At 73.9% G+C, this 16,315-nt stretch carries 8 protein-coding genes; 6 read left to right on the top strand and 2 right to left on the bottom strand.

The window, feature by feature from the left end; all coding sequences use genetic code 11:
• Nucleotides 1-184 precede the first annotated feature (184 nt).
• The 3 genes from IE124_RS23085 (at nt 185) to IE124_RS23095 (ending at nt 6,784) form a co-directional block, all read left to right on the top strand.
• Nucleotides 185-1,051 carry a GNAT family N-acetyltransferase gene (locus IE124_RS23085; protein ID WP_189509846.1) on the top strand — a complete coding sequence of 289 codons (867 nt, stop codon included), beginning with the start codon at nt 185-187 and terminating at the stop codon, nt 1,049-1,051.
• A gap of 684 nt (nt 1,052-1,735) precedes the next feature.
• Nucleotides 1,736-3,538, top strand: a complete 1,803-nt coding sequence (locus IE124_RS23090; protein WP_189509847.1) for a S8 family serine peptidase — start codon at nt 1,736-1,738, stop codon at nt 3,536-3,538.
• A gap of 225 nt (nt 3,539-3,763) precedes the next feature.
• On the top strand, nt 3,764-6,784 hold the full coding sequence (locus tag IE124_RS23095) for a helix-turn-helix transcriptional regulator (protein WP_189509848.1): 3,021 nt from the start codon (nt 3,764-3,766) through the stop codon (nt 6,782-6,784).
• Between the two features lie 81 nt (nt 6,785-6,865).
• Here IE124_RS23095 and IE124_RS23100 read toward each other — a convergent pair whose 3' ends face one another.
• A complete protein-coding gene (locus IE124_RS23100) occupies nt 6,866-7,672 on the bottom strand; it encodes a caspase family protein (protein ID WP_189509849.1) in 807 nt (268 codons plus the stop codon).
• Nucleotides 7,673-7,885: 213 nt separating this feature from the next.
• Here IE124_RS23100 and IE124_RS23105 point away from each other — a divergent pair, with 213 nt between their 5' ends.
• The 3 genes from IE124_RS23105 (at nt 7,886) to IE124_RS23120 (ending at nt 15,619) form a co-directional block, all read left to right on the top strand.
• A complete protein-coding gene (locus tag IE124_RS23105) occupies nt 7,886-8,800 on the top strand; it encodes a DNA/RNA non-specific endonuclease (protein ID WP_189509850.1) in 915 nt (304 codons plus the stop codon).
• A 121-nt stretch (nt 8,801-8,921) separates the two neighbouring features.
• Nucleotides 8,922-14,528 (top strand): trypsin-like peptidase domain-containing protein, encoded by a 5,607-nt coding sequence (locus tag IE124_RS23110; protein WP_229832748.1) that lies wholly within the window; start codon nt 8,922-8,924, stop codon nt 14,526-14,528.
• A 2-nt stretch (nt 14,529-14,530) separates the two neighbouring features.
• The gene (locus IE124_RS23120; protein WP_189509851.1) at nt 14,531-15,619 is read left to right on the top strand and encodes a trypsin-like serine peptidase; all 1,089 of its coding nucleotides are present in this window, start codon (nt 14,531-14,533) and stop codon (nt 15,617-15,619) included.
• A gap of 8 nt (nt 15,620-15,627) precedes the next feature.
• Here IE124_RS23120 and IE124_RS23125 read toward each other — a convergent pair whose 3' ends face one another.
• Nucleotides 15,628-16,275, bottom strand: a complete 648-nt coding sequence (locus IE124_RS23125; protein ID WP_189509852.1) for a maltokinase N-terminal cap-like domain-containing protein — start codon at nt 16,273-16,275, stop codon at nt 15,628-15,630.
• Nucleotides 16,276-16,315 lie beyond the last annotated feature (40 nt).

Raw genomic sequence — 16,315 nt, forward strand, 5'->3', positions numbered from 1 at the left:
AGAAGCCCTGCGGGGGCTCGAAAGCGGGCCACACGGACCCTCACGAGGCCGCGCGGCCGGAATCGATCGGCGCGTGCCGGAGCGCCCGCACGACGGCACTATGCTCGCCCCGCCCCTCCCCCGACACGTGCGCTCCCCCGCCCGCCCCGGTGCCCGCCCTGCTCCGGCTGTCCGAAGGAACCCCATGGCCTCCGCCCCCTCCGGTTCGCTGTCCGTCGCCCCCGCCACGCCCGGCGACTGGGCGCTCGTGTGCGCCTGGGCGGCCGAGGAGGGGTGGAATCCCGGACGCTCCGACGTCCCCGCCTTCTTCGCGCAGGATCCGGACGGTTTCTTCCTCGGCCGCGTCGACGGGGAGCCGGTATCCGCCATCTCGGTCGTCAACTACAGCGACACGTACGCCTTCCTCGGCTTCTACCTCGTCCGCCCCGGTCTCCGCGGCCTCGGCCACGGCCTGGCCACCTGGCGCGCCGCCCTCGCGCACGCCGGCGACCGGTCCGTCGGGCTCGACGGAGTGCCGGCCCAGCAGGACAACTACCGGCGATCCGGCTTCAACACGGCGCACCGCACGGCGCGCTTCGTGGGCGAGGTCCCGGCGCCCGACCGTCCCGTGACCGGAGTGGTGCCCGCCGAGCAGGTCGACCCGGCCGCCCTGGCCGCGTACGACAGCGCCTGCCACCACGCCGACCGCCCGCGTTTCCTCTCCGCCTGGCTCACCACGCCCGGACACCGCGCGCTGGTCCGGATCGTCGACGGCCGGCCCGCCGGGTACGGGGTCGTCCGCCCCGCGCAGGACGAGGCGCGCGTCGGACCGCTGTTCGCCGACACCCCCGCGGACGCGGCGGCCCTGCTCGACGCGCTCGCCGCGGAGGCGCGGGACTTCGGCGCGGCGCGGATCGCCGTCGACATGCCGGAGGCGAACCCGGCGGCGGCGCGGCTGGCACTTGAGCGGGGTCTGGAGCCGACGTTCGAGACGGCACGCATGTACACGGGGCCGGTGCGGCCGGTGGCGCGGGAGCGGGTCTTCGGCGTCACGACGCTCGAACTCGGCTGACGCGTCAAGGCCCGGTCGCTCCCCGGCTGACGCGTCAAGGCCCGGTCGCTCCCCGGCTGACGCCTCAAGGGCCGCTCGTTCCCCGCTCACCCCTGGCCGGCTCCCCGCTCACCCCTGGCTCGCCCCCCACCAGCGCCCCGGCTCCCCCTCACTCGCCCCCGCCCGCCCGCCTCACGCGCGGGCCACCCCCCAAGGGGTGGACCGCTCTTCCCCGGTCAGCGCCGGCCGCCCCTACGCGCGCGTCCTCCGACGGGTCCGCACCGCCGCCACCTGCCGAAACGTCCTACCGCGGCGGGTCCTACGGGCAGCCGCCCCGCGCTCGCCCCGTCGGCTCCCCTCGCCCTCCCCCGGTCCCGCTCTCCCGGACCCCCCTCCCCCGGTGAGGGGTGACAAGGGTTTTCCCCGTATCGGGTTCACTCCCCCGTTCCCTACTGTCCTCCGCACCGGCAGATATCATCCCCCGACTGCACCCTGACAGGTGCATGCGGAGGGTGGTGTCCGCCGGGGACGGCCTTGACCCGGGCCGTCGCGCCGGTGGCGGCGCACGGGCTTCCCCAAGTCCAGGGACCGACGGACAGCGACCCCACTTCGCGCCGTGTGTCCCGCGCCGCCGCCACTGCTCCGCAGTTACGTCGTACTCGAAAGGGCCACACCTTGAACGGTTCCAGGCGGAGAGTCATATCCGTGGTCGCGAGCGCCGCGATCCTCGGCGCCGCTGCCACCACCGGGGCGTTCGCCGCCGCCCCGGGCGCTGCCACCCCGAAGCCGGCTCCGGCTTCGCAGACGATGCGGGCGCTCCCCAGCGCCCCGGTCGAGAAGGTCATCGTCACCTACAAGAGCCAGGCCACCGAGGCCGGTTCCAACACCGCCGCGAAGAGCGACACGGCCGAGAAGGCCGCGAAGACGGGCGAGAAGCTCTCCTTCGAGCGTCGCCTCGCCGGCGGTGGCGCCCTGGTCGACCTGGGCGACAGCGCCACGAAGCAGGACGTGACGGAGGTCATGGACGCGTTCCGTGCCGACCCGTCCGTCGCCTCGGTCGAGCCGGACATCCGCGCCTACGCGATGGCCGCCGCGCCGAACGACACCGACTACGCCAAGCAGTGGGACCTCTTCGAGCCCACCGGTGGCATGAACGTTCCCGCCGCCTGGGACAAGACGACGGGCTCCGGCGTCACCGTCGCCGTCATCGACACCGGCTACGCCGCCCACTCGGACCTGGCGAGCAACATCGTCTCCGGTTACGACTTCATCTCCACGTCCGCCGACGCCCGCGACGGCAACGGCCGTGACGCGGACCCGAAGGACGAGGGCGACTGGAACGCCACGGACGGCGAGTGCGGCACCGGCTCGCGCGCCTCCAACTCCTCCTGGCACGGCACCCACGTGGCCGGCACCATCGGCGCCGTCACGAACAACACCAAGGGCATCGCGGGCATCGCGTACAACGCGAAGATCCAGCCCGTGCGTGTGCTCGGCAAGTGCGGCGGCTCGTCCGCCGACATCGCCGACGCCATCACCTGGGCCTCCGGCGGCTCCGTGCCGGGCGTCCCGGCCAACGCGAACCCGGCGAAGGTCATCAACCTCAGCCTGGGCGGCGCCAGCGCCTCCTGCCCGAGCGTCTACCAGACCGCCATCAACGGCGCCGTCTCGCGCGGTACCACCGTCGTCGTCGCCGCGGGCAACAGCAATGCCAACGCCTCCGGCTTCACCCCCGCGAACTGCTCGAACGTCATCAACGTGGCGTCGACCAGCCGTGAGGGCAACCGGTCGTACTACTCCAACTTCGGCACCATCGTCGACGTTGCCGCGCCCGGTGGCGAGACCCGCCGCGCCACCGACACGCCCGGCACCGTCACCACCCCCGAGAACGGCATCTACTCCACGCTGAACTCGGGCACGACGACCCAGTCGGCCGAGAACTACAAGCCCTACCAGGGCACCTCGATGGCCGCCCCGCACATCGCCGGCCTCGCCGCGCTGCTCAAGTCGGCCAAGAGCACCCTCACCCCGGCCGAGATCGAGTCCGCGATCAAGACCAACGCCCGTCCGCTGCCGGGCACCTGCACCGGCGGCTGCGGCACCGGCATCGCCGACACCGCGAAGACCGTGGACGCCGTCACCGGCACCACCACCCCGCCGACCGGCACCGTCTTCACGAACGCGACCAACGTCACGATCTCGGACAACGCCACCGTGTCGTCCTCGATCGCCGTCACCGGCCGCACCGGCAACGCCCCCGCCGCCCTCAAGGTCGGCGTGGACATCAAGCACACCTGGCGCGGAGACCTGGCCATCGACCTGGTCGCCCCCGACGGCACGGTGCGCAATCTGAAGGCGTCCTCGTCCTCGGACAGCGCCGACAACGTCGTGGCGACCTACACGGTCGACGCGTCGAGCGAGGTCGCGAACGGCACCTGGAAGCTTCAGGTCCGCGATGTGGCCTCGGGTGACACCGGCTACATCGACTCGTGGAACCTCACCTTCTGATGTAGCACGGATCCCCTTCCGAACCACCCCCCACATCAGCATTCTTGCTGGTCAGCGACGCGCTCGTGGTCTACACCACGGGCGCGTTCTGGCGTGCCGAGGCCGCACCGGCCGGGGACGCCGTGTCCGTATGCCGGACAAGGGGCCTGGACTCCACGGCGGGGCTCCGTATCCTCTGCCCACGGGGCTCTTGGGCCGGGGGCCCGAGCGCCGGAGGTGTGGACAGTGACGACAGCACCGCAGCGCCCCCTGCGCCCCTCCGGCGTAGGGGGACCACCGGCACCTGTAGGCCGCGAGGAACTCCTCGCACGGCTGGAACGCGTCCTGCACACGCGGGGCCGCGCCCTGCTCACCGGACCCGCGGGAGTCGGCAAGACCGAGCTCGCGCTCGCCGAGGCCGCCCGCGCGGAGGCGCGCGGCGAGACCGTCCTGTGGCTCGCGACCCTGCCGTCCGACCGTGAGATACCCGGCGCCGCGGCGGCCGCGCTCGTCGCCTCCGTGGCGGCGACGGTGACGTGGCCCGGCCTCGGCTCGCCCGTACCCGATCCGTCCGATCCGTCCGACCGACCCGAGCGGTCCGACCGGTCCGATTGGCCGGATCAGTCCGATACTTCGGATTCCCCCGCGCCCGCCGGACTGTTCTCACCCGGCGTGCTCGCCTCCGGCGTCTTCGACGAACTGCCCGGACCCCAGCGCATCGCCGTCGCGATGCTCTGCCGCGAGGCACCCATCGACGCGGGCGGCTGGGACCCGATCGCCCTGCGCCTCGGCATCGCCCGGATCCTGCGCGCCCTCGCCTGCCGCGGCCCGGTCCTGCTCGTCGTCGACGGCGTGCAGTACATCGACGCGGACAGCGCCGACCTGCTGCGCTTCGCGCTCCATCTGGCCCCGCCCGCGCTTCGGGTGGTCGCCGTCGAGACGCCGGAGCCGTACGGCGGGGACCACGAGCCCTACGGCGAGAGCCACCGGGCTGCCTTCCGCCCCGAGGACCCGCACGCCACGCACCTCTGGGTGCCCTCGGAGGCGGACGTCCTGCTCGTCCCCCCGCTGCACGCCGACGAGATCGCCGAACTCCTCATCCACCACCGCCTGCCCTCCCGGATGGCCGGCCGCATCCACCGCGCCAGCGGCGGCAACCCGCGGCTCGCGCTGGCCGTGGGCCGCTCCCTCGCCGACGCCCGCACCCCGGTCCACCACGCCGAGGCACTCACCCTCTCCGGGCGCGCCCGCGACCTGGCCCGCCAGCTCCTGGGCGCCGCGCCCCTCCCCGTACGCGAGACGCTGCTGCTCGCGGCGCTGGCTCTGCGCCCCTCCGCGACGCTCGTGCGCCGGGCCGGCCGGCCGACCGCCGAGGCGGACCTGACGGCGGCGGAGCGGGCCGGTCTCGTGTCGCTCGCCGAGGACGGCTCGGTGACGTTCACCGCCGGACTGCTGCCCTCGACCCTGGTGCACGACGCCTGCTGGGCGGAGCGGAGCGCCGGGCACGCGGCCCTCGCCGAGGTCGTCGACGACCCGGTCGAGGCCGTACGCCACCGGGCGCTCGCGACCGACAGCCCCGACGAGGACCTCGCCGCCGAGGTCGCCGCCGCCGCTGATCTGGCCCGGGGGCGCGGGAACAGCGCACTCGCCGCCGAACTGGCCCTGCTCGCCGCCGAGTCGACGCCCGGACGGCACGGATCGCGGCGGATCGCCCGGCTCGTCGACGCCGCCGAGGAGGCCGCACGCGCGGCGCGCGCCGACCTCGCGATGCGGGCCGCCACGGACCTCCTCGCCCGGGACGCGGCACCGGCCGACCGGGTGAGGGCGCGGCTCGCCGTCCTCGACACGGCGGGCCAGGGGCTGACCGGCCTCGACGAGATGTACGTACACGCCATGGAGGACTCCGAGGGGGACACCGCGCTGCGGGCCGCCGTGCAGCTCCGGCTCGCCGTCAAGTACGTGCTCGCGGACGGCGATCCGGAGCGCTCGCGGACGGCCGCCGCCGAATCGGCCGCGCTGGCCGCCTCGATGGGCGATCCGCGCACGGCCGCGCAGGCGCTGACCGTGCAGGCGCGGATGGAGCGGGCGCTCGGTTCACCGGACACCGATGCCGTACTCGCCCAGGCCCGGGCACTGGAGCTGGCCGAGCGCCCGCTCGGCATCCGCAACGCCGCACAGATCCTGACGATCCGTCACGCCCTCTTCGACGGGCGGCTGACGGACGCCCGTGACGAACTGAACGCCCTCCTCCCGCTGGTGCAGCGGCGCGGCACGGTGGAGGACGCCATCGAGCTCCTCAGCACCCTCGCCGAGATCGAGTCCCGGCTAGGCCCCTGCGGAGCGGCCCTGGCGCACGCCGGGCAGTCGCTCGCCCTCACCCTGGAGGCGGGGCTGTCCCCCGGTCCCGCCTGGTACGCGCTGGCGCTCGCGGAGACCGCGGGCGGCAGCTTCGCGCGGGCCGCGAGCTACGCCCGCCGCAGTGTGCAGGCCTCGGAGGAGGAGGGCGACCGGGTCTTCCTCTCCCGCAGCCGGTACGCGCTCGGCCGGGTCCAGCTCGTCAACGGGGACGTGGCCGCCGCCCTGGAGACCCTCCGGCGCGTCCAGGCGGACGAGCGAGCCCAGTCGACCGTCGACCCGTCGATGCTGCGCTGGCACGAGGAGCTGGCCGAGGCCCTGCTCGCCACCGACGCCGGCGACGAGGCCCTCGCGGTCCTCGCCGAGGTGCGGCCGGTGGCGGAGCGGCTCGGGCGCGACACCGTCCTCCTGGGCTGCGACCGGGTGCACGCCCTCTGCCTCGCGGCGGAGGGGCGTACGGACGCGGCAGCCGAGCTGCTGACCGGGACGGCCGAGCGCTTCGGGCGCGCCGGGCTGCCGATGGAGCGTGGCCGGGCGCTGATCGCGCTGGCCCGGGTGGAGCGGCGCAGACGGCGCAGGTCGGCGGCGCAGAGCGCCCTGCACGAGGCCGCCTCGGTGTTCGAGCGGGCGGGAGCGGCGCCGTGGCTGGCCCTGGCGGGCGAGCCCCCGGCGGGCACGGCGGGCGAGAGTCCCGGCGGCGGCTCGGGCGGCGAGGAGACGCTGCCCGCGCTCTCCACCCTCACGGAGGCGGAGCTGCGGCTCGCCCGGCTGGTGGGCCAGGGGGCCAGCAACCAGGAGGCGGCGGCGAAGCTGTACCTGAGCGTGAAGACGGTGGAGGCGCGGTTGACCCGGATCTACCAGAAGCTCGACGTCCGCTCGCGCGCCCAGCTGGCGACGGCGCTCAGACCCTGAGCGGCGCTGAGACCGTGAACGGCGCTCAGCCCCTGAGCGGCGCGCCCAGACTCTGAACGGCGCCCAGACCCTGAGCAGCGCTCAGACCGTGAACGGCCGCTGGTCGACGAAGTCCGGGCCCGGCGAGCCGGTCAGATAGAGGTTCGGGCTCTGGGTCGGGGGGAGCCTGCGCTGGATCGCCCGGTGGAAATCCCGGTAGCCGCCCTTGAAGGCGCCGCCGTCCCACGCCTCCAGCAGGGCCGCGGTGAAGGCTCCGTTGACGTCGCCGTCGGAGGCGGTCTGGTTGTCCTGGCAGGCCGAGACGAGCAGGGCGGCGGGATCGGCCCCCTTCTCGGCGGCGTCCTTGGCGAGCGAGCGCCGCAGCTCTTCCAGGAAGCCCCGGTCGCGGTCGTACAGCTGTCGCTGCTGCGGTTCGGGCAGGTAGCGGCCCCGGTCGCCGTCCGTGACTCCGGGGATCTCGATGCTGCTGCCGCTGTGGCAGCAGTCGAAGAGCGCGACGATCCGCACGCCGTCGGCGAAGGCGCGGAAGGTCTGCTGCACCTCGTCGTCGAGGAACTGACGGTCGTAGAGGACGAGGGTCTCGTCGAGGGCGTCCGGCTCGTCGTCCGTACCGGACTCGTCGGGCACCTGTCCGCCGTGCCCCGAATAGGTGAAGAGCAGGATGTCGCCGGCGCCGAGCCGGGAGGCGGCCTCGCCGAGGACGGAGGTGACGTTGGCGACGGTGCCCTCCGGGGTGAGCAGGACGGTCGTCTCGAATCCTGCGGTGCGGGCGATCCGCGCCATGTCGTGGGCGTCGTTCTCGCAGGCGACCAGGGTGCCGGCCCAGCCCTCGTAGCGGGCGGGGTCGACCTCGTTGAGTCCGACGTGCAGGGAGAGTCCGGTGGCCATGGGGTGCCTCCTGGTGCGGAGGAAGGGATGAATGGGGATCGAACAGGAGGGTCGAACGGGAGGGGATCGAACAAGAGGGTCGAGGAAGGGGGGAAGGAACCGAAGGGGGGATGACGCGGAGGGGACGCCGGGCGGCGGCTGCCGGAGGCGGCTGATCGAGTGGCCTGAGCTCCGACGCCGAGCGCGACACTCTCCGCGCGGTACTTACATCGTATGAACCCTTCCGATCCCTCGCTCTCCGCCGCCGGCACTCCGGTGGCCGCCGCGACCTCCCCCGGCGGTCCTCGCCGCGGCGCGCTCGCCGGTCGCACCGGCTACGACGAGACCTTCCTCGGCCCCGTCGTACCGCTCGCCCTCCCCACCCGCGACACGATCGAGACGGTGATCCTGCCGTACACGCACTTCACGGTCGTCTTCCGGCCTGACCGGCGGCTCGCCGCCTCGACGGCGGTCTGCATCGAAGGGCGCGAGCTCCAGGAGGACGTGCCCAGGGACGACGTCTGGGAGTTCGACCCCCGGCTGCCCGAGGAGCAGCAGGCCGGCGACGCGGTCTACCGGAACAACAGCCTCGACCGAGGCCATCTCGTCCGCCGCCTCGACCCGGTCTGGGGGTCGTCGGCCGTGGCGGCGCAGGCCAATACCGACACCTTCCACTTCACCAACGCCGCCCCGCAGGCCGACGTCTTCAACCAGGGCAAGCAGGTCTGGCAGGGCCTGGAGAACTACCTCCTCGACCACGCCGCCGAATTCGACCGGAAGCTGACGGTCCTCACGGGCCCCGTGCTCCAGGACTCCGACCCGCCCTACCGGGGGATCCAGGTGCCGCTGCGTTTCTGGAAGGTGGCGGCGTTCATGCAGGACGGGGCGCTCGCCGCCGCCGCGTACGTCCTCGACCAGAGCCCCGACCTGAGCCGGGACGCCGAGCGGGCGCTCGCGGGGGCGACGGCCGGCGCGCCGCCGCCGCTGGGTCCCTACCGGACGTACCAGGTGCCGGTCTCGGACGTCGCGGAGATCACCGAGCTGGAGTTCGGTCCGCTGCCGGACGTGGACGTCCTGCCGCCGGCGCGCGGGCCGGAGGACCGCTGGCGACGCCTGGAGTCGTACGGGGACATCGTGCTGCACCCCTGATCACCCGGGGTGCGGCGGCCGGTCACCGAGGCGTCCCGGCGCGCCGCCGACCAGCGATTGCGACCGGTACGGCCCGGTGAAACGATGAGAAGGACCAGCCAGTTCGCCGGACAGGTGCGCTATGCCGCTCACCGAGACGGAGTGGGGGCTCGTCGCCAGTTGGGTACGGGCCCATCTCCTGGACACCCCAGAGCCGCGGGAGAGCCTCCTGCGCGCGGGACTGCCCGCCGACTTCGTCCAGGACCTGCCGCTCACTCCGGACCCCGACCGCAACGCCCTGCTCGTGGTCGCGGCGGCCCGCCGGGACATCGCCCATCAGCGCCGGCTGCTCGCGGTCCTCTCCGGGCTCGACGCGCTGGCCGCGATCGACCATCCGCACGCCTTCGAGCAGGGCGCGGAGGCCCGGAACCTCCTCACCCGGCTCCGCGAGGACGAGCGTCTCGACCGCTCGCCACGGGACCCGTTCGACAGCCTGCTCCTGAAGCACGGCACCGAGGCCTTCCTCAACCGCTCGGAGCTGCGCGAGAAGCTCCGGGGCTTCCTGGCCGACCCGGAGCAGACGGTCCTGGTCGTCGACGGCCCCCCGGACAGCGGCCGGTCCTACACGTACGAGTTCATCCGGCACCTCGGCCAGCACTACGGCTTCCGGCCGGTACGGGTCACGCTGTCCCGTACGTCGACGGCGGCGCGGCTCATGGAGCGCCTGGCCGCCATCGTCGCGGGGCCCGCAGCCGACGAAGTGTCGTTGAACCCGACACGGTTGAACGATCCACTGCCGTCCTTCGAGGACGCCGCGCACCGGATCGTCGGCCGGGCGACCGCCGCCGAGGAGAGCTTCTGGATCGTCCTCGACGACTGCGACCGGCTCGACCCCAACTCGGACGTGTGGGACTGCGTCGGCGTCCTGGCCCGCGCGGTCTACGAGCACACCCCGGTACGGAAGGAGACCGTGCCGCGCCTCGTCCTCCTCGGCTACTCCACCGCGATGCGCCAACTCCCGTACGAGGTCCGCAAGAACGAGTGCCGTGACACCACGCGCCTGCTGGACGCGGACGACCTCCGGGCGTTCTTCCGGGAGTTCTTCGGCGAGTTCACCGCCGTGCACCGGGACGCGGAGGACGACGAGGTGGTCCGCGACCTCACCGAGACGGCCGTCTCCGAGGTCCTGCGCGCGGTCGACCGCCCCGATTCGGAGGACAGCTACATGCGCCGGCTGTGCACGGCCGTGGAGGACGTCGTACGGCTCCACCGGGCGTTCGCGCCGCTGCCTCCCTCAGCCGGCGACGCCGGACACCAGCTGCGCGACGCCCTGCGCACGAGCCTCTCGGCGCCCGCCCCCACCCTGCCCGACCTGCGCATGTCCTACCGCGAAGCGGCCTGCCTCCTTCAGGAGTTCGACCCCGCGCTGCTGCGGCTCCCCGGCGAGGAGCGGTCCACCGGCCGGGCGGTCCTGGAGCTCGTCGACGACTGCACGGCGCTGCCCTCCCCCGAGGCCACGCTCTGGACGCTGCAGCCCGAGATCCGCGAGACGGCCCTCTCGGGCCTCGCGGGACCCGGCGCCGCACTGCGCGCCCTGCGGACCAACATCGGCCTGCGCCCCGAGGGCCCGGGTCCCGAACGCACGGCCCTCGCCCTCCTCACGGGCACCGGCCCCCTCCACACCACCGGCACCGGCCTCGCGCCCCTCGACGGCACCGGCACCGGCCTCGGCCCCCTCACCGGCGCCGGCACCGGCCTCGCCCCCGTCACCGGCCGGCCGGACGTCGACGAGCTGTGCGACACCCTCCAGGCCGTCCTCTGGCTCGGCCGGATCCCCGGCGTCACCGGGCTCCCCCGGGTCGAGGAGGTCCAGCACCGCCTGGAGGAAGCCCGGCTGCTGCAGCCGATGCACCGCCTCCTCCAGGGGACCTTCCACGGCCGCGCCGTCGAACTCGACTCCCTGCACGCCTATCTCGCGCTCCCCGAGGAACCGGCGGAGCCCCCCGTCCTCATCCACGGCGTCGGAGGCATCGGCAAGAGCATGCTGCTCGCCAGGTTCCTCGTCGACGCGCTGGCCGACGCCCCCACCCGATTCCCCTTCGCCTACCTCGACTTCGAGAGGCCCACCCTCTCCATCCACGAACCCGCCACCGTGATCGCGGAGACGGCCCGCCAGCTCGGCATCCAGTACCCCGGGCACCGCGCCGCCTTCCACACGCTCGCGGACGAGTGCGAGCGGACGGCGGCGGTCCAGCGCGGCGAGCGCAACGAACTGGACGAGCTCTTCCAGCTCTCCACCACGCGGGCGACGATCGGCCGTGACTACTCGGCGGACTTCCACTCCCGGGCCAGCGCCCGGGAGCAGGAGCTCGCCCGCCGGATCGCGGCTCTCGTCGCCGACGCCGTCCGGACCCCGTCGGACGGGGCGGCCCAGGCCCCGCCCTTCCTGATCGTCATGGACTCCTTCGAGGAGGCCCAGTACCGGGGTTCGCCGGTGATGGGCCGCATGTGGGCGATCTGGACGGCGCTGCGGGCCGCGTACTCGCGCCTGCGCTTCGTCGTCGCCGGACGCGCGCCCGTCGACCACCCGGCACGGGTCCTCACCCCTCGGACGATGGAGCTCACCGAGCTGGACCAACAGGCATCCGTCGAGCTGGTGATGTCGTCCGGGGTGGAGGACGAAGCCGTCGCCGAGAGCCTCGTGGACCGGATCGGCGGCCATCCCCTGAGCCTCAAGCTGGCGGCCCGCACCGCGGTCGCCATGGGCGCCGACTCCGCCTCCCTCGGCGAGCTGCTGCACGGACTTCCGTACCGTCGGCGCTACTTCGACCGTCAGGTCGACCAGATGCTCATCCAGGGCACGCTGTACGACCGCATCCTCAAGCACATCGCGGAGGACGACGTCCGGGCTCTGGTCCAGGCGGGGCTCGCGCTCCGCTTCATCACCCCCGATCTGGTGCGGCACGTCCTCGCCGGACCGGCCGGGCTCCGGGTCGACACCCCGGCGGAGGCCCGCCGCCTCTACGGAATGCTCACCTCCCGGGTCGACCTGATGGAGTCCGCCGGCCCGGAGGCCATCCGGCACCGGACCGACCTGCGGGCCATCATGCTGCGCCTGTCGGACCGCGCGCGCACCGATCTGATGCGGGCCGTGGACCGGAGCGCCGTCGCGTACTACGCGGCCCGCGAGGGGCCGCGGGACCGCGCGGAGGAGATCTACCACCGGCTCCGGCTCGGCGAGAACCCCCGTACGGTGGAGTCCCGTTGGGAGCGGGGCGTCAGTTCCTACCTGGGCGGCTCGACCCACCGGGAGATGCCCGACCGGTCGGCGGCCTTCCTCCTCGGCCTGATCGGCGGCCACGTCCCGGACCAGATCATGACGGAGGCCGATCAGGAGGACTGGGAGCGGATCGCGGCGCGCGAGGTCGAGGACCTGCTCACCCAGGGGTACGTGGAGGCGGCGGCGCAGCGGCTGTCCGAACGGCGGCCGTGGACGCCGTGCAGCCGGCTCCACGCACTGCTCGCGGAGACGCTCGCCCGCTCGGGACGGAGCGCGGAGGCCCGCGAGGGCGCCGAGCGGGCCGTCGTCGGGGCAGCGGCGGCGGGCTGTTCGGAGACCCAGCTCGAACTGCTCCAGCTGTCGGCGCGGCTCGCGCAGGACGCGGGCGACTTCGCCGACGCGGACCGGGACCTCCAGGAGGCCGAGGAGATCGCCGCCGGTCTCGGCCTGCGGTACGAGTCCCTGGGCGTGCTGGTCGCACGGTCCCGGCTCGCGGCCCTCGCGGACGGCGACGCGGCTCCGGCGGAGGCGCGGCTCGCCAGGACCCTGCGCGGGATGCCGGACGCGGAGCTGGCCCGGCAGCCCTCCCTCGCCCGCACGGCGGCAGCGACGGCCTGCCGTGCGGACCCCCAGCTCCTGGAGCACACGCTGCGGCTCGTGGGCCTCCCGGCGGACGAGGACGCGGTCGTGGGCGAGCTCGCCCACTGGATCGACACGACGATGACCGACGAGCCCCGGCTGCGCGAGCCCCTGGCCCGCATCCTGGACACGGCGGCCGGCGAACCCCCGGACGTCGCACCCGTGACGGCGGGGCCCACCCGCATGGGCCGCGAGCGGATCGAACGGGCCCTGCGGGAGGCACGGCGGCGCGGGACGCTGGACAGCGTCGCCCGCCAGGCGCTCACGCTCCGCGACGGCAGCGGGGACCTGCTCCTCGGGGTCGCCTCCGCCATGGACGCCGGCCCGCAGGTGCCCGGCCCGACCGCGCAGGCCCCGGGCTGGTACGACCCCACCCCTTACCCTCACGACCCCACCGCCGCCGACCCGCGAGGCCCCGCCGTCGCCGCCCCCGGTCCGCACGACCCCGCCGACACCCCTCCCGACCCGCACGACCGCGGGGCCCCCACCGGTGCACGCCCCGCTCCGCCCCCGCCCCCTCCCGGCCACGTCCCCCCGGCTCCTCACCCCCTCCCCGATTCCGCGACCGGCTCCTGGGCGACTCCCCGCATGGCCGGCCGCTCCCGGCGCGGCAGCACCGGGCTGTGGACGCAGCCGCCGCCCGACGCCGCGGGCGCCGCGCTCCGCAAGGAGCCCTTCCTGCCCCAGGAGGAGCTCGTCCGGGTCCGCAACGCCGCCATGGAGGCGGGGCTCGCCGACCGCGCGCTGCGCCCCGCCCTCCTCAAGGGCATCCCCGCACACTTCACGGCCACCCTCCAGCCGCTCAGCGACCCGCTGGAGCAGGCCCATGCCGACCTGAACGCGATGAACCAGGTCGAGCGCCTCATCGACGGCCTCGTACCCCTGGAGATCTGGCTGCACAACGCGATCGAACAGACCCGCGAGCAGGGCCCCCGCGCCGTCCTCCAGGGGGCGCTCGACACCGTGGCCCGGGAGATCACCGGCGAGGCGGCGCTGCCGCCGGAGATGATGCCCGGGGAGTTCAAGGAGGAGATCGTCCTCCAGGACGACACCGTGCCGTACGAGTTCCTCCACGGCGGCATCCGGGCCGGCGCCTCCGTCGCGCTGCTGAGGATCCCGCCGTACGAGTCGGGGTCGCCGCTCCTCCCGTCCTACCCGCACGGCGGCACGGGATGGATGGTCGCACCCGGGCTGCTGATCACCAACCACCATGTGGTGATGGCGCGTTCGTGGGAGTCGGGGATCCGGCCGTTCGTGAGCGACGACGACCTGCGGCTGCAGGCACTGATGTCCCGCTCCCGCTTCGACTTCGTCGAGAACGCGACGGCCTCCCCGGAGGTGACCGCCGGCGAGCTGGCCGCCTGGGACGAGGCGCTCGACTACGCCATCGTGCGGCTCGCCGCCGAGCAGGCCCCGCGGCCGACGCTCAAGGTCGCCACCCGGCCGCTGCTCGTCCGGGAACGCCAGCGCGTGCCGGTCAACATCATCCAGCACCCGGGGGGTCTGCCGAAGCGGGTCGCCCTGCGCAACAACCTGGTCTACCGGGCGGACGAGCGGGACATCCTGTACTTCACCGACACGCGCGGGGGCTCGTCCGGCTCCCCGGTCTGCCTGGACGACTGGACGGTGGTGGGACTGCACCGGGGCACCCAGAAGGTGGACGAGGTCGAATTCCAGGGCGGGAAAACCAAGTTCGTGAACGTCGGCACGCAGATGAGCAGCATCATGACCCATCTGCGTGAATCCCGACCGGAGTTGTACGACGAGATCGTGGCCGGCCAATCGGGGCGGCCCGCCCCGGGCGGACGCACGGGCAGCGGAGGTGAGTGACCATGCCGAACGGAGCACGGAACGGGTCGCCGGTCGCGACCGGCGCCGAGCAGATCTTCGGGGACCTGCGGGCGGTCGCCGACCGCGTCCGGGCGGGTCTGGAGGCGGAGATCGCCGAGTCGGCGCTCGAACTGCCCGCCGAGGTGGCGCCCGCGGCCGAGATCGCCCGCTTCGCCCGCGACGAGCGCGCGCGGGTGCTGGAGGCCGGGGTCAGCGGCCTGGAGAAGCTGGCGGATCACCGCGAGGACGAGATCGACGAGAACGAGTCGTTCGGCGTGGAGGCGATAGTCCTCCTCCAGGGCCGTCCCGCGATCCTGGTCCAGCGCCAGGACTTCGCCTCGCAGCGGGACGAGTGGGCGGTCCTCGACGGCCATCGGGCCGCCATCAAGGAGTCCTTGGCCCGGGTGGGCCGGGTCGAGGTGACCGGCCACCCCAGTCTGGACTGGATCGGCACGGCGTTCCTCGTCGGTCCGCGCACGGTGATGACGAATCGTCACGTGGCCGCGGAGTTCGCCCGATTCGAGGCGGACCGCGACCACTGGTCGTTCGAGTTCGGCATGTCCGCGCGGGTGGACCCGGCGGAGGAGCTGCCCACGGACGGCGACGACCCGGCCGCGGCTCCGCCCTCGGTCACGTACGAGATCACGGAGATCATCGGCATCCACCCGGACGTCGACATGGCCCTGTTGCGGATCGAGCCCTCGGCCTCCGGCGGGCTGCCCGCCCCGCTCGCGGTGGCCGCGGACGCCCCCGCGAGTCTGCCGGGCCGCCCGGTGTACGTGGTCGGATACCCGGCCTGGGACGGCCGGCGCAACGAGCCCGAGTCGATGCGCCGGATCTTCATGGACGTGTACAACGTGAAGCGGCTCCAGCCGGGCGCGGCGACCGAGTTCACCCCCGGCAGCCTGGTGATGAAGCACGACTGCTCGACGCTGGGCGGCAACAGCGGCTCCCCCGTCTTCGACCTCACCGACCACCGCGTCCTCGGCCTGCACTTCGGCGGCCGCTACCGCAGCGGGAACCTCGCGGTCCCGCTGTGGGAGCTGGTCGACGACCCGCTGCTCGCCAAGGCGGAGGTCAACTGGGTCTGAGGAGCGCCCTACACCGTGACGTAGGGGCCGCGGGCGGTGCTTCCGTCCGGCAGGCGCCACTCGGCGGTGACGCGGCCGGGCTCAGGGGTGCCGCTCTCCTCGGCGGCGCGCAGGACGCGCCGTACGCGCAGCGTCAGTTCCTCGGGTGCGCCGGGCGCCCGCACGACCACGGCGGTGTGGTCGGTCCCGTCCACGACCCGTACGAGCTCCGCGCCGGCCGCGTCCCCGGCGGGGGCCGTGACGGAGACCGTCAGGTCCGGCGTGTCGTCCACGGACTGGTGCTGCGCCACCGCGTTCCCCCGCAGCAGGGCGGTCAACTCCCCGACGAGTACGGGGTCGTGGGCGCCGTCGTAGATCCAGCGCGTGCCCAGCACCCCGTGCTCGGACGTGCCGATGAGCGCATGCTCGGCGCCTTCCAGCGGGGCCCCGCGATAGGTCATGGGCACGAGATAGGCGGCGGCACCCTCCTCGGTGCCGTCGGTCACCACCATGAACTCGATGCCCACCTCACCGGCCGGGTCGTCGAGCCGGAAGCCTCCCGCCTTCTCCGGGCTCGGCCCGCCCTCCCGGCCGGCGTACCAGTCACGGGTGGGCAGCCACGAGGCGAGCAGCTCCAGCTTGGTGGGCTGCATCGTGGTGTGGTGGATGACGGCCATCGTGCGACTCTTCCTCTCGACCGGCGGCCGGGGACGTGAA

It is taken from the genome of Streptomyces narbonensis, assembly GCF_014649015.1.
In the GTDB taxonomy this organism is placed as follows: domain Bacteria; phylum Actinomycetota; class Actinomycetes; order Streptomycetales; family Streptomycetaceae; genus Streptomyces; species Streptomyces narbonensis.